General features: G+C 40.8%; 9 protein-coding genes. 6 read left to right on the top strand and 3 right to left on the bottom strand.

Features of this window, described 5'->3' with window-relative positions; genetic code table 11:
• Positions 1-68: 68 nt before the first annotated feature.
• A complete protein-coding gene (gene tolC, locus Q4574_RS02965) occupies positions 69-1,406 on the top strand; it encodes an outer membrane channel protein TolC (RefSeq protein ID WP_303471270.1) in 1,338 nt (445 codons plus the stop codon).
• Positions 1,407-1,531: 125 nt separating this feature from the next.
• Positions 1,532-2,365: an ion transporter gene (locus tag Q4574_RS02970; protein ID WP_303471272.1), complete on the top strand. Its 834-nt coding sequence runs from the start codon at positions 1,532-1,534 to the stop codon at positions 2,363-2,365.
• A 723-nt stretch (positions 2,366-3,088) separates the two neighbouring features.
• Here the strand turns inward: Q4574_RS02970 and prsT are convergent.
• The gene (gene prsT, locus Q4574_RS02975) at positions 3,089-5,830 is read right to left on the bottom strand and encodes an XrtA/PEP-CTERM system TPR-repeat protein PrsT (protein ID WP_303471273.1); all 2,742 of its coding nucleotides are present in this window, start codon (positions 5,828-5,830) and stop codon (positions 3,089-3,091) included.
• 330 nt (positions 5,831-6,160) lie between these two features.
• Here prsT and Q4574_RS02980 point away from each other — a divergent pair, with 330 nt between their 5' ends.
• The 3 genes from Q4574_RS02980 (at position 6,161) to Q4574_RS02990 (ending at position 10,463) form a co-directional block, all read left to right on the top strand.
• Positions 6,161-7,888, top strand: a complete 1,728-nt coding sequence (locus tag Q4574_RS02980; RefSeq protein WP_303471276.1) for a DEAD/DEAH box helicase — start codon at positions 6,161-6,163, stop codon at positions 7,886-7,888.
• A gap of 142 nt (positions 7,889-8,030) precedes the next feature.
• Positions 8,031-9,428 carry a siroheme synthase CysG gene (gene cysG / locus Q4574_RS02985; RefSeq protein WP_303471278.1) on the top strand — a complete coding sequence of 466 codons (1,398 nt, stop codon included), beginning with the start codon at positions 8,031-8,033 and terminating at the stop codon, positions 9,426-9,428.
• Positions 9,429-9,509: 81 nt separating this feature from the next.
• Entirely contained in the window at positions 9,510-10,463 is a 954-nt protein-coding gene (locus Q4574_RS02990) for a hypothetical protein (protein WP_303471279.1), read from the top strand.
• A 107-nt stretch (positions 10,464-10,570) separates the two neighbouring features.
• On the opposite strand, the gene ggt is transcribed toward Q4574_RS02990, so the two are convergent.
• Positions 10,571-12,310 carry a gamma-glutamyltransferase gene (ggt, locus tag Q4574_RS02995; protein WP_303471283.1) on the bottom strand — a complete coding sequence of 580 codons (1,740 nt, stop codon included), beginning with the start codon at positions 12,308-12,310 and terminating at the stop codon, positions 10,571-10,573.
• A 64-nt stretch (positions 12,311-12,374) separates the two neighbouring features.
• Positions 12,375-15,395, bottom strand: coding sequence for a TonB-dependent receptor (locus Q4574_RS03000; RefSeq protein WP_303471313.1), 3,021 nt, complete (start codon positions 15,393-15,395; stop codon positions 12,375-12,377).
• Positions 15,396-15,750: 355 nt separating this feature from the next.
• Between Q4574_RS03000 and Q4574_RS03005 the strand changes: the two genes are divergently transcribed.
• Positions 15,751-15,909, top strand: coding sequence for a hypothetical protein (locus Q4574_RS03005; RefSeq protein ID WP_303471314.1), 159 nt, complete (start codon positions 15,751-15,753; stop codon positions 15,907-15,909).
• Positions 15,910-15,959 lie beyond the last annotated feature (50 nt).

The following is a 15,959-nucleotide window of genomic DNA, read 5'->3' on the forward strand; positions in this document are numbered from 1 at the left end:
ATCGAAATAAAAATAATCGAATAAACAAACATCATGCAATACACTACGGAACAAAAATAGGAAAGCAAATGAAAAAATCAATTCTGTCTCTGCTTATTGGCTTTAGCGTGGCCACTCAAGCCTATGCAGATGATCTTTATCAGGTGTATCAACGCGCACTGGAACAAGATCCCACGATCAATCAAGCGAAAGCAGATCGCGACGCAGCCTTTGAAGGCATTTCAATCAGTCGGGCGAATTTATTGCCTCAAGTTTCTGGTGTGATTAGCTACAGTAAAAGCTCTCAAGAATCCATTACTTTTGCCAACGCAGATACTGCTCCTATCGTAATTGATAATGAAACCACTAATTTAGGGTGGGACATTAGTCTTTCGTTATCTGTTTATGACCACCAAAACTGGGTTGGTCTAAATCGTGCCGAAAAAATCGCTCAACAATTCGATACTAGTTTCGCATTAGCCAAACAAGAGCTAATTGTTAGAACAACCATTGCTTACTTGGCAGTGCTGCGGGCTAAAGATGGCTTAGAATTTGTGCAAGCAGAAAAACGCGCTATCGAACGCCAGTTAGAACAAACTAAGCAACGTTTTGAAGTGGGATTAACCGCCATTACAGATGTTCACGAAGCTCAGGCTAATTTCGACAACACCGTTGCGCAAGAGATTGTCGCTGAGAACTTAGTTGAACTTAGATTAGAAGAATTGCGTGAAATTACCGGTAAATATCACGACAACTTGTCCGTGCTCAACACCGAGAGCTTTTCAGCCTCCCGCCCAATACCAGAACGGGTTGATGGCTGGTTATCAATTGCGGAAGAAAAAAACCTAGATTTAATGGTCAGTAAGTTAGCAACAGAGATAGCCAAAGAAGATATTAAAAATGCTCGCGCAGGACATTACCCAACATTAGATCTTACCGCCTCAATTGGCAGTGACGATACTGAGGTTGGTGACCTTTCCTTACCTAAGCGAGATAATGATTCAATTGGTTTGAGTTTAACTGTACCTATTTATTCTGGCGGTAGCGTCAGCTCGCTAACAGCTCAGGCAAAATATAATTACATCTCAGCCAGTGAAAGCCTAGAGCTGATTCATCGCTCAACGGTTCGTTCTATTCGCAGTTCATATAATGATGTAGTGGCAGCAACATCCACTATTCGTGCATTCGAACAAGCTGTCATTTCCGCCCAAAGTGCACTGCAAGCCACAGAAGCTGGATTTGATGTGGGTACGCGTACAATAGTTGATGTCTTAGACAGCACTCGTAATCTGTTTGATGCTCGCCGTAATCTTGCAGGCGCGCGTTATGATTTTATCTCTGCTGTCATGACTTTAAAACGTTCTGCGGGTAATTTGACTGAACAAGACTTAATAGATATCAATCAAGGACTAAGACCAGCATCTTAATCCTCTGAATGCTCAAAAAATCCGTTACCGGCGTTGTCGGTAGCGGATTTTTTATGGTTTCTTAAACCCACTCTTTGATATCATTAAAGCGCGTTATTTAACTCTTTGTTTGGAATTCAATTGACATGAATGCCTCTGCCATAAAAGCCAAATTTATAAAAATTCGTTCTAACAAAATATTCGAGCTTGTAGTGATTTCAGTCATTATTTTTTCTGCGTTATTAGTTGGCGCGAAAACCTATGAAATGTCACCTACCCTCATTTCTGTTACTACCTTTCTTGATTGGTTTATCACCTTTTTCTTTTTCACTGAAATAACCATACGATTTTTTGCAGAACCGCGAAAAAGAGATTTCTTTAAAAGTTTATGGAACCTATTTGACACCTTAATCGTACTGGTCAGTATTATACCTGCAGACAATACTGATATGGCTATCATCGCGCGTTTAGTGAGAGTATTTAGGGTACTCAGAATGGTTTCGATTATTCCTGAATTAAGGTTGTTATTAACCTCTTTGGTAAAAGCCATGCCTCAATTAGGCTACGTAATGTTACTCATGTTTATTATATTTTATATATACGGAGCGATTGGCAGCACCTTGTTTGAGGAAATTAACCCTGTGTTATGGGGTGACATCACCATTTCAATGTTAACCCTATTTAGAGTCATGACCTTTGAAGATTGGACTGACGTGATGTATGAAACGATGGAAGTTTACCCCCTTAGTTGGATTTTTTATCTAACATTCATATTCTTAAGTGCCTTCGCTTTTTTAAATATGGTTATAGGCATTGTCGTTAATGTCATGGAGCAGGAAAATGAAAAAGCACGCAGTGAGAAAATGTTAGAGCGGGGCGAGCCAACAATTGCAGACTTGTCTAAACAGTTGAGTGATATCCATCAACAGATTCATAAGTTGAATCAAACCCATCAATGTAAAAATACTGAAATACAATAGCGCCAACAAACCTGCCAATCTGCTAATACTTCCCGCCAAAGTGCAACTAGCGGATTGGTCAGGTAAAATTTCAAAATAGAAGCGTCATCTCTCCTGCATATTCCCTTATGCGCTCTTCACCGTGTAAAGATTTATGTTCACCGATTTAGAAATATATTCATCGCAAATGAGAGTAAATTGGTGTTAATTGCACTATAAAGATAGAGCGTCAAAAAATAATTGACGTTGAGGCGTTCTAAAAGGAATCAAACGTCAAAAGTATAGCTAATCATAACAATCAGGTAAATTAAATAACCAAAAAAGCGCCAAAAGTTGTATTATTCAATTTCTAAAAGCTGGCATTGTTTTCGCTTATAAGAGTTTAGATAACGAAAAACACAGAATAGCTAACAAAGATAATAGTAGTGAGCGAATTTAATTTCAGCACTACTAAAATCACAAATGGAATAAAATTATGCGTATTAAAAGAGTCTCAGAACCATTCAAGCACTTGGCTGGAAAGTCTTTTAAGTTAGTTTGTATAGATTTGAATAGGGAAAGTTCAAACCAAAAATCCACAGTTCCAGTGAATAATGTGGTTAATTTTCCTATTTCAAAGAAATGTAAGAATTTCAAAAAAGACTAGAAATATTTTCTGAATTATTTTGTAAATTTAAAAAGGGAGCAATTGCTCCCTTTTTAAAAAACCGCGAGTTCCAACATTCCAGCTAAAACCTTGTTGCGTTAAATTCCATATTGATTCTTCAGATTTTTAACTCGCTCAATATTGCTTTCAGCAGTAAACGTGCGTTCACTCAGTTTTCTTCTACCTAAAGTATTGTTGCCACTTGCAAATAACACTTCTACATAATTAAGATAAATCTCATTATTTTTCATGGAATCATTGATGACTCGATCATAATATTTTAAGGATTCATCATACTTTTCTTGCTTCATTAAGGCCTGCGCTAAAGTATCAACAGCATCAGGGTTATCTGGATATTGTTCTACCGCTTGTTTAGCGTACTTTTCAGCTTCTTTCAAACGGCCATTTTGTGCATACAGATAAGCTAGGTTGTTTAACACCACAAAATTATTTGGATTTAGCTCTAAGGTTTTCTCATACGTCGCTATGGCGGTTGCTTCATCGCCACTTATTTGCCGCTCAGCAATCATCATCTTCACAGCAATATCATCGGGGTATTTTTCCGCATGTTGTTGTAAAAATGTTAGGGCTTGGCTTTTCTGCTCAAGACGTTCTAAATTTATTGCTAATAAAACCGCATTTCGGCTATTAGGAACCGCACTATAAACCGCTTCAGAATTTTCAAGAGCCTCAGCATATTCATTGTTAGACATTTGAATCCGAGCTTTGAATCCTTTCGCAACAGGAAGCTGTTGAGTTGCTTCAGGTAACTCAGATAGCGCTTTTTGAGCTTCGTCAAACTGCCTAGACATCACTAAAAAGTGGGTTCTTAATACTTCAACACTTAAATCATCGCGAGCCTCAAGAAAACGACTACTTAGCTCTGCACCTTCCGTAAATGCGCCTTTGGCATCAAGCAACAACATTTTACCTAAGTTGGCAGCTTTACTATTTGGATATACCTCAATCCATTTATCATAATGTTGATTTGCATCGGCAATACCACCAATTCCTAACAATGCTTTGCCTTTTAAATTCCAGTAAGCTGCGGGGGTTTCTTTATCTGCAGTAACGCCCTCTAAAGTTGCTAAAACCTCGTTCCATTTTTGCTCGGTTAAATACATACGAGCGACAAGTAATTTCAGCCCGATATTTTGCGGAGCATTTTGCAAAGCAGTTAAGGCAGGTTCCATGCCTTTCGCATTTTCTTTCAATTGCAAATGAGACAGGTAATATGATGCTAACGCAGGCACAAAATCTGGCTTCTTCGCCAAAATGTCCAATAACTTTTGATGACCTTCATCTCTATTACCTTTAGCAATATCTAAATTAGCAATAGCTAACTGTATTAAACCGTTTTCCGGGTCTAAGACTTCAGCCTTTTTGTACATCGCTAGGGCCGTGTCATAGTCTTTTTGCTTAGTGGCTAACTCTCCGGCTAACATATAACCTTTAAAATCATCCGGGTTAGATGCAATCCACTCTTCAGCTAGTGTATTCGCTTTATCGAACTGTCCAGTCATTAAGTAAGCATTTGCCAATGTGGCTTTGGTCACATCCATATCTGGACTTTGTTCAAGTGCATTTTCTAAATCTATGATGCCACTGACGTCGTTTAGAGAAAGCCTTAACACCCCTAGTCGAGTTAAATCTTCTGCCGAGCGGCTTATTTCAGCTGAGCGCGCTACGACTTCTTTGGCTTCATTCAGATTGCCCGCACGAATTAATTCGTATCCAGCTTTGCTAAACAACTTAGCATCTTCCTCAGTCACTTCACTGAACATTTCTATCACATTGCTAGCGTCTTCAGATAAACCAAGCTCCAATTGGCTTGCAGCTAGCATTTTTAATGCTGGGTGATTGGGTGGTAAAGAACTGGCAATGTAAGATAAATGGGTGTTCGCAGCTTCAAAATCTTTAAGCATGTAAGCCGCATAACCTGCAATCAATCTCAGGACCGGGTCACCACGGCCACTTTGAATTGCTTTTTCAGCGTATTTTTGCGCATTTTCATGCTCATTCTTCGCTGCACTAACAACACTTTTTAACTGATTTAGTAGCGCGTTCTCTTGGTTAATTGCTAGCAACTGGTCGATATAAGGTTCCGCTTCGGTTACTTTGCCGTTATCGACTAACAGTTTAGCCAAAACAAAAACAATTTGTGTATCTTCAGGAAATTGCTCTAAATAATTCACATAAACTTCAGCAGCTTTATCAGCCTGTTGAGTGCGCAGATACAATTGACCTTGCAATTTAAGTACATCAGCATTGTCGGAATATTTTTGTGCAAGTGCTTCTGTTTTACTTACCGCCTTATCAACGTTTTGCTCTAACACTAAACCAAAAACTTCCACTAATCCGGTGTACACAGTATCTGCATTAATCGTACTTAGCTGTTCCAATAACAATTTCGCTTCCGCTTCTTTGCCAAGCTGAGCCAGCGATTGCAACTTGAAAAAGCCCACTTCCATTTCTTGCTCTGGCGTCATTCCCGCTTCGGAGTGATCAATTTCACTCAATTCTGCATAGGCCCCAGAATTTTGATAAGCCTGAGATAATAAGGGGATAACATCTGACGCGGGTTGACCATATTCTAGCGCACGGTTTAACTCTTTTTCTGCACTCTCATATTGTTTTTGTTTTAAGTACACTTTACCCAATTCAAACCGGGCTGCAGGATTTCTAGGATCAGCTTGAACTGCACTTTTCAGTTCAATAACTGCGGAGTTCAACTTATTTTGTGCAATGAATTCTTGTGCTGAGGTTAAATGTTCTTCGCTTGTCTTCTGGGTACATCCGAGAATGAGGCTAACGCTAATTGCTATTAGTAATGTTCTCATATTGTCAACTCTTCCTTAATGTCAAATTAGCTCTAATTGGCTATATCCTACAAGGCTAATTATTTTTTTTACAGCGGGTTTTAGTTTAAAAAACTATAGACTAACACCGATTTTATTAAATTTAAGCCTCTAATGTTAAACCATCGTTAATAGTCAGTTAAAAAACAAAAAATTATCGCCTGAAATGAGACCTTTGTTGGCTTAAAATAAGGTTATCTAATATACTACGACTTTAATCAATACCGGCCTTTAGGCACTTTTCAAGATTGCCTGTTTAGCTGTAATTAGCTGATGTCAGTTAATTACTTATCCGGTAACCAGGGATCATGAATGACCAGTACGACAGATATAACCTTTAAAGAACTTAATCTACCTGAAGCGCTCTTGCAAGCAATTGAAAAAGTTGGCTATGAAAAACCTTCTCCGATTCAAGCTGAGAGTATACCGTTAATATTACAAGGCCATGACTTATTAGGCCAAGCGCAAACGGGAACCGGCAAAACCGGCGCATTTGCACTACCTATGTTGGCGAATTTAGACATTGAGGCTGATTTCACCCAACTTCTAGTTCTTGCACCTACTCGAGAATTAGCGATTCAAGTAGCAGAAGCGTTTCAAGTGTACGCGAGCTTTTCGAAAAAAATTCGCGTTTTACCGATTTACGGTGGCCAATCTTATGACAACCAAATTCGCCAGTTAAAACGTGGTGTACAAGTGGTTGTTGGTACACCTGGACGTGTTATTGACCATATCAAGCGCGGTACTCTTAAACTCGACAAGTTGCGCTTTTTGGTATTAGATGAAGCCGACGAAATGTTACGAATGGGTTTCATTGACGATGTAGAATGGATATTAAGCCATGCACCTGATACACGCCAAACCGCGTTATTTTCAGCCACTATGCCTGCGCCAATTAAAAAAATCGCGGAACGCTATTTAAACAATCCTAAACATGTAAAAATTGCTTCTAAAGTGAGCACAGCCAGTACTATAAAACAGCGTTTTTGTCAGGTTGCAGGGCATCACAAGTTAGAAGCATTAACGCGTATTATGGAAGTGGAAGAGTTTGATGGTGTCATCATCTTCGTACGTACCAAAACAGCGACGGTGGAATTGGCCGACAAACTTTCCGCTCGTGGATATGATGTTGAACCTTTGAACGGTGACATTGCGCAAAACGCCAGGGAAAGAACCGTTGATCGTCTGAAACAAGGCAAAATTGATATTCTAGTAGCCACTGACGTAGTCGCTCGTGGACTTGATGTTGAACGCGTAAGCCATGTTATTAACTATGATGTTCCATACGATACTGAGTCTTATGTTCACAGAATTGGACGAACCGGTCGTGCAGGACGCCAAGGTGATGCGATTCTATTTATTTCACATCGTGAAAAGCGCATGTTGTTCTCAATTGAAAAAGCAACGAAGCAAAGTATCGAGCAAATGCCGATCCCTTCGATTTCGGAAATCAATCAAACTCGCTTGTCACGTTTTAAAACCAGTGTCATTGAAGCCATTCAAGATGACTCAATCGAGAGTTTAATTCCTATTGTTGAGTCCATTCAAAAAGAAACCGAAGCGGCCCCAGAAAAAATTATGGCGGCCTTGGCTAAAATTGCCCAAGGTGATGAGCCATTAATTCTTAAGGAAGGGGATCGTCCTGATCTAAACGCTAAACCTGCTTATAACGAGAGAGAGCGTGCACCTCGCGGTGGTAGAGATCGCGGTTCTAGAGAAGAGCGTGGTGGCCGAGGTCGTAATCGCAGTAGTAAGCCAGATGAAGGTATGCAGCGTTATAGAATCGATGTAGGCCACTCTCACGGTGCTAAGCCTGGCAACATCGTTGGGGCAATAGCCAATGAAGCGAATATTAGCAGTAAGAATATTGGTGCCATCGAAATCTTCGATAACTTTAGTACCGTTGACTTACCTAAGGGCATGCCAGCCAACACATTTGGGGTACTTGAAAAAACCCGTGTAGCCGGACAACGATTGGCTATTCGCGAGTGGAGTGATGAGCCACCAAAGCGTAAATCACGTAAATTCGATAAACGATAAAATACTAAACCCGCTCACAAGGCGGGTTTTTTGATTTAAAATCTAAATAACCAAAAGAACTATCAATTCGCTTTTAATACTTTTGCTATATATAGAATTTCACGCAGAATCTACTTTTTAACGATTAATACAGGCAGCCAATATGCGTTATTTCCCCATTTTTATTGATACTCAAGGGTTAAATTGCCTCGTGGTAGGCGGTGGAGAAGTGGCTGCCCGTAAAATAGAATTATTGCTTAAAAGTAAAGCCGAGATAACAGTAGTGGCACCTTGGATGTGCAACACGGTTGAACAGTTTGCAGAGGAAGGGGTAATTACCACTATACCCAGAGAATTTCATCAAAGTGATATAGAACAACGCGACCTGATCTTTGTTGCTACAGATGACAGTGACGTGAATCAGCAGGTTCATAAACTTGCCAGTGCGGCCAATATTTTGGTGAACGTAGTTGATAATACACCTCTGTGTAAGTTTATAACCCCGTCTATCATCGACCGTTCACCAATCGTAATTGCGATGAGCAGTGGTGGTGTCGCACCGGTATTATTGCGCTACTTAAGACAAAAATTAGAGTCTTTTATTCCCCAAAAAATCGCACTCTTGGGTGAGTTTTCGGAAAAGTTTAGAGATCAGGTTAAGCGGCGTTTATCCTCTGTTACTGCTCGAAGGTTTTTCTGGGAAGATATTTTAGATGGCCCAGTGGCTGAACAAGTGTTAAACACGAATCCGCAAACAGCAGAAGCTATGTTTGCCGAATCATTGGCGAACCATGAGCAAAACAAAAAGCACGGTGAAGTGTATTTAGTAGGTGCAGGACCTGGTGATCCGGACCTGCTCACTTTCAAAGCCCTACGTTTAATGCAAAAAGCTGATGTCGTGGTTTACGATAGGCTAGTATCCAAAGAAGTCTTAGAGTTGGTTCGCCGAGATGCTGAAAAGATCTATGTGGGAAAAGCAAAAAGCCAACATACTTTACCTCAGCAAGATATTAACGTGTTGCTAGCAGATCTAGCAACAGAGGGCAAAAGAGTCGTCAGGCTCAAAGGTGGCGATCCTTTTATCTTTGGTCGGGGTGGAGAAGAAATAGAAACCCTTGTCGATCGGAATGTAGCCTTTCAGGTAGTACCAGGGATTACCGCAGCGACCGGAGCAGCAAGTTATGCAGGGATTCCTTTAACCCATAGAGAGCATGCCCAATCGGTGGTTTTTGCTACAGGTCATTTAAAAGACAATACCATTGATCTAGATTGGCCTGCGTTAGTGCAAAAGAATCAAACTATCGTCTTTTATATGGGGATAACTGGACTGGCCATCATTCGTGATAAGCTTATTGAGCACGGCATGCCTAAAGATATGCCCATCGCCATGGTACAGTCCGCCACTACAGATAAACAGAAGGTTGTCACCGGTACTCTAGTTACGATTCAAGAAGTTGCTGAAGCAGCAGATATAAAGCCACCATCTTTAATCATAATAGGCACTGTTGTTACTCTGCGGGACAAATTAAACTGGTTTGCAACGGAACAAAGCACTCACTAGCCATAAAATACAGAAAGGGCAAATTTAACCTCAACTCTGATATTCGCTACTATGCTTAAGGTAAACAGAGGGTGAATGCCAATGAAATCACTATCGATTAATCTGTGCATATTAATGATCACGGGGCTCGTAGCCCCTATACATGCGAAACAATTGCAATTTGAGAAATCGTCAGACGAAACGAGTTACCGCTTCGCCTACCAGTGGGTAGACCAAGGTAATCAAAACAAATCCTTAACTTTTTCAATAGATAAAACCGTCGCCCAAAATCAGTATAAAAATCAAACGGTATTCAAACCAGAAATTGCACAACGTTACGTTTACGTTGAACTCATGAAACAAGCACAAAAAATCGATCCAAAAGAAGCCCGCGTTAGCATTCAACAGCGCGGGGAACAATTAGAGGTAAGCGTTGCTAGTCGGCATCTGGAGATGCTAGACAAGTGGAAATCTCTCATGTCGGAAAAACAGCAAAGTGCTTTTGATGACTATCTGCATGAACATCATTATACCCGATTTACTAACCATGTTGGCCAAGAGGGAGTGATTCCAGATCATATCCGCTACATTCAAGAGAGCCGCAGCATAGTGTTGCCCGCCGCTCAAGCTATATATGAACAACTAGAAAAAGGCAGTGATACCCGTGGCTATGTGAATCTGCTACTGAGTTGGATTCAAACAATCCCGTACAATGAACTAACTAATCGTGTGGATTCTAATGGTGCCGGCTTCTTCACACCTGTTGAGGTTCTCACAAATAATAAAGGAGATTGCGATAGCAAAGCGACCTTAACAGCGTCTTTAATGCGTTCACTGCTGCCAGATCTAAGCATGGCAATGGTGTATTTACCCAATCACGCACTACTAGCGGTTAATTTAGGGGAGCGCCCAAATGAAGAGTCCATCAATATTCGCGGCGCTCAGCACGTTTTAATTGAGCCAACCGGTCCAGCAGTGATCAACATAGGCGAAATATCGGATGAAACAGCCAGGCATGTAACAAACGGCAATTACACAGTCGTTATGATTCCTTAGCTAGTTATCACCCGAGAATAAAACGCAAAATTGCCGAATCTACAATTGGTTCAGGCAATAGTGATGAGTAATTCACTTGATGGTCAACTCAGCCTAGAACACGACAATCAATAACCACGGGTTGATGCATTTGGTCTTCTAGGATCAGATGAACCAAATAGCAAACCATCTTTGATTAAAATAGACTGAGTACTTCCCATAGTATAAGTTTCCTTTACGTTTTGCCCCTTTGCTTGCAAGAGCTTTATGGTATCTTTGTTAAAGCCTGGTTCAACTTCCAATAAGTCGGGGATCCATTGATGATGTATTCGACGTTGATTGGTTGCTTCAGCAATATTCATATCATGGTCAATCACATTAGAGATCATCTGACTGACTACGTTAATTATTCTGCTACCACCAGGACTACCTAACACTAAAAATGGCTTATTATCTTTGAGCACAATCACCGGTGACTGAGAACTAACGGGGCGTTTCCCTGCCTCCAGTTTATTGGCTTTACTTGCAATAAAACCCTTAACATCTTCAATCCCAGCGCGGACAGAAAATGTATGGATTTGGTTATTTAGTAGTATTCCCGTACCTTCAATCACTTTTCCAATACCGAAAGAATAACCAAGAGTATAGGTGTTGGAAACCGCATTACCATGCTTGTCGACAATTGAAAAATGAGTAGTAGAAGGGCCTTCATCGACCAAGCGCTCACCTTTAAGTTGCAGCGCGTTTATTGAAGAATCCATTGATATCTTAGCTGCCAATCCCTTAGTCCGCTCTTTGTCTATTAACCAGTTTACTGGCACATTGTAAAAATCTGGGTCAGCGATGTAAGTTCCTCGATCAGCAAATGACAGCTTCATTGCTTCAGTCATTACATGTAAGCTCTGACTACCTCTGCCCCATTGTTTAATAGGGAAACGTTCCAAAATATTCAACATTTCAATAATGGTAGCACCGCCTGAACTTGGTGGAGGCATTCCTATAAAATGATAACCATGATAGCTACCCTTCAATGGCTGTTTAATTTTCACCTGGTAGTTAGCCAAATCTTGTTTCTCGATATGTCCGCCATGTTTCTGCATATCCTTCACAATTTTCTTAGCAATTTCACCATGGTAAAAAGCATCCGCTCCCTGGGTGGCAATTTGTCGTAAAGACCACGCCAAATCCGGTTGTTTGAGGATATCCCCTTTACGATACCCACTGCCATCAGCTTTATAAAAAGAGGCAGCGGTATTGCTGTTTTCCGTTAGCCAATCTTTTTTCATATCTAGAATTTGCGCTAAATCGTAGTTAACAATAAAACCTTGTTGCGCTAATTCTATTGCTGGCTGCAATAACTGCTGCCAAGTTAGCAAGCCACTGCCAAATACTTGCCATGATTTATACATACCAGCGACTGTACCCGGCACTCCTGCTGCGTGCCAAGATGTTGCGGACGATTTATCTTTCTTTCCCTCCTTTGTTAGGAAATGCTTAGCAGTAACCCCCGTAGGTGCGGTTTCACGGTAATCAATGGCGTAATTTTCACCTGCGTCGGCAGAATGAAAAAGCATAAATCCCCCCCCTCCTAAATTGCCAGCCCTTGGCAAGGTGACTGACAATGCAAATGCAACAGCAACGGAAGCGTCAATTGCATTACCGCCCCGTTTTAAAATATCGAGACCGACTTGGGTTGCAATTCGATTTTGTGTAGATACCATTCCTTGCTGTCCGACTACAGGGTGGAATACATCTTGGTATCTGGCGATACCTAACTCAGAAATGTTGTAAGGCTGTTCGATAGGCTCGGCGATTAGGCCAAAAGACGTGGTTAACAAAATACTCATTATAATGGTTTTAATACACATGAAATCCTCCCTTCAACGGCCTAAGCCGGAGCTTAGACCTAATTGACCTGTTCAAATAATCAAATTAAAAACTATAATTTGCGCTTGTATAGAAATACCTGCCTCTACTTGAATGTAATGAACCATCATAGCCGAAAGCTGTATCAGCCAGAGGCGGCTCTTTGTCGGCTAGATTATTCACTCCAAGGGTAAACCGTAACCCGTCATACCCGAGAAAGTCGTTTCGCGTAACAGATAGGTTTACTCTGGTTTGAGAAGGCATATTATAAAAAATTGTATTTGAATCGACGACTTTACTGACGCTTGTATTCAGTACATCACCAACGTACTTAACGAATACGCCTGCGCCCCATAAATCATCTGTCGATTTCCATTTTAATGACGCTGTTGCTTGCCATTCAGGAATGCTACTGGTACCGACAATGTCGCCTACGTCAGAGCCCAGCACATCTTCTGAAGCGCCAGCATTAACAATAGTGAGTGCATCTCCACCAGCAGCTTGGTCAAACTTGAGTGTTCGTGCTCCATTTAGCATGGCTTCGAACCTACCTGAGGTTGTATTTAGTACATAATTAGCGCTGATATCGTACCCTGTGATAGTGCGAGTATTGAGATTTTCATAGCGACGGTTTATTTGCACAATTTCGCCTAGAGGATTATCTTCATCAACTTCTCCTCGAATGACATCTGGATTCGAAGATCCATTTGCTCGAGCAATAAGATCTAAGCGGGAAATATTTTCATCACTCAAAACCCCCACAGTGTCGGTGGTTTCCACTTCCCACCAGTCATACGTTAAGGTTAGTCCGTCTAACGGTTGTAATGTGAATCCTAAACTAATATTTTCACTTTTTTCGGGCTTCAACTCTGTGTTACCAGCAGTACTCAAGTTGTAGTTCCCATTTCCAGGACCACCATCAGATAAGGTGGTGGTATTCACTACAACCTCCCCATTTTCATCAAGTGAATTTTCAGCGAAATCATCCACACTTGTAGTAAGAGTCGCACCAGGTGAATTCAGTTGTATTAAATTTGGTGCTCTAAATCCTTTAGATGCAGCGGCCCTTACTTGGAAAGACTCTACTGGAAACCACGACAAAGCAAGTTTTGGTCGAGTTATATTACCAATATCACTGAAATCCTCATAACGAACAGCTAATTGCATATCTAAATTGTAAACACCCGGTAAGTCGGCTAATAAAGGCAGTGCAAGTTCACCAAAAGCTGAAAATACTTTTCGTTCACCTGAAACATCTAGCCTTATGCTACTTCCTTGCAAACTACTGCCGTTTACTGGATTTGCGTTTCCTTCAACAAAAGGAGTAGAACCGTCAAAATTATCACTATTGTCTTCAACTAACTCCTCTTTTCGCCATTCGAAACCAAATGCAATGCCTGCATCGCCGCCAGGCAATTCAAATATGAAGGGATTGGAAGCTTTAAAGTCAACTAATGTCAACTTTGTTGTTGCACTACGCTGAGCGGTCGTAAGAAATGGGTCGATACTCGACTGAGGGTTTGGTGACAAATCAATAATACTAGCAGGGTCGTTTGGATTCACACCAGTAAATGGATTGTATGCATCTGGTGTATCCAAACTTAATTGCGCTAACAACAAAGGAGAACTAATACGATTACTCATATTATCATCTGTTTTAGCTTCACTGTATAATAGCCCGCTATCCCAGTCCCAATTATTGTAAGTGCCCCTGAGTCCATTTAGAAATCGAAAACTGGTGCTTTTAACCTCAATTTGACGTGGGCCGACATCAGTAGGGCGAATAATCAGGTTATATGCCAAGCCTTCCTCTGGAACAATACCAGTATCTAATCCGGCTATTCGATTTGGATTAACACGTCCATCAGCAAAGGTAACAGGTCCGAAGGGATTCCAATAACTATCAGCAGGCACATCGAAAGTACCATTACTTAAAATTGCAGACTGCTCCCATTGACGTTCAGTCTTTGAACTGTAGTAAGTGGACTCATTGTAAAACTCAAGCTCTTCAGTAAGTTGGTGAGAAAAATTCACATACAGATTCAGACGATCAATATCTGGGACTAAAGTACGTTCTTCATTACGGTTAGGGCGTAACGCTCTGTCGTGACTACCAGCGGCTTCTAGACAAACATCACCTAAAACTCCCGCTCCGCTTGCCAAAGCCCCACCACCACAAGAAGTTGCATCAACCTGATTACCCGAGTCGGACAAGTAATTGACTGGACGTATAATGTAGTCGTCGATGCTACTGTCGAGGCCAATGAAATGCAGATCTGCCCAAGGCTCTAAGCTAGAACGATTATCGAAATCTGTATCATCAGCAAACTCTTCAGGTGCTCTTGAGCGAAGATCTTGATTACTCGAAAAATCATTTTCTGACGCCATAACTCCTTTTTTCTTGTCATAGTTAGCACTAATCATTAAAAAACTTTTGCCGTCGTTGAACTCAATCCCTTTGTTGCCAGATATTGTAAAATCATTTCGATTAGTACCTTGCTCTGCACCAAAACGCACATTTAAGTTAGCGCCTTCAAAGTCGGTTTTAGTTACGTAGTTAACTACACCTGCTACCGCATCTGCTCCGTATAGTGCACCTGCACCATCGCGCAGCACTTCTACACGAGCAAGACCTGATACAGGCAGTGTATTCGAGTTCACAGAGGTGACTGGAACGCCAAAATTGGTTTGGGTAATAGGGTGATTAACCATTCGTCGTCCATTCAAAAGCACTAATGTATTACCTTCCCCAATGCTTCTTAAATTAACCGAGCCGATATCACCGCGAGCCGCATTTGTACCAGTATCGCCGCCTCGGGTTCCAGTAAATCCAACCGCGCCAATTTGCGGAATGGAACGTAAAAGCTCATCACCAGTCAGCGCACCTGTTGTCGCAATATCTTCAGCGTTAAGCTCTGTAATTGGCAATACACTTGTCATTGTGCTGCCTTTAATATTTGAGCCTACGACAGAGATTCGTTCTACATCTTTAGACTGTTCTTCTTGTGCAAAAGCATAAGAACTAGCGATTAAGTAACCGCTAAACGCGATAACCATGGACTCCGATATTTTTCTTAGTTTAAACATATGTGTTTCCCACTTGTCGGTTTTTAGTCAAGACATAGTTGATACTTGTCTCTATTTATTGTTCTTTTAACCTAAAGTGCTGTGCGTTCAATAACCAATAAGATTGCTTTTACTGCCTATAACTCTCGGCTATAGGTAGAGTAAATTAGCTTTTATTAACTGAAGTGTTAGCAATACTAAATACGAAAAATACGAGTCGCTTCAAAGACCTTAACGCAATCATATATAGGGAAATCAACCAAACTAACGCAACGTGGGTAGATAGATGTTAACCAAACGTTATAGGAGCAATTAATTTAAGAATTTTATCGCTCTGTATTGTTGTTAGATAGTTACTAAAAACAAGAAGGAATTTATGACCGAGACTAACGCCATGAATACAAACGAGCAAAAAGATGAAACCAAAACCCCCGAACCTAAGGTTTTAGATATAGACACAGAGAAAACGAAACGAGTTAAATTAGAAGAACCACAAGAAGCTGAAACTGCGTTTTTTGTTTTAGGTTACAATTAACAGTGGTAATGACCTTATGTTCAAGGCACTAAATAAAGCTTCGAGATTAG

Origin of the sequence: Aliiglaciecola sp. 3_MG-2023 (assembly GCF_030548205.1) — a bacterium.
In the GTDB taxonomy this organism is placed as follows: Bacteria; Pseudomonadota; Gammaproteobacteria; order Enterobacterales; family Alteromonadaceae; genus Aliiglaciecola.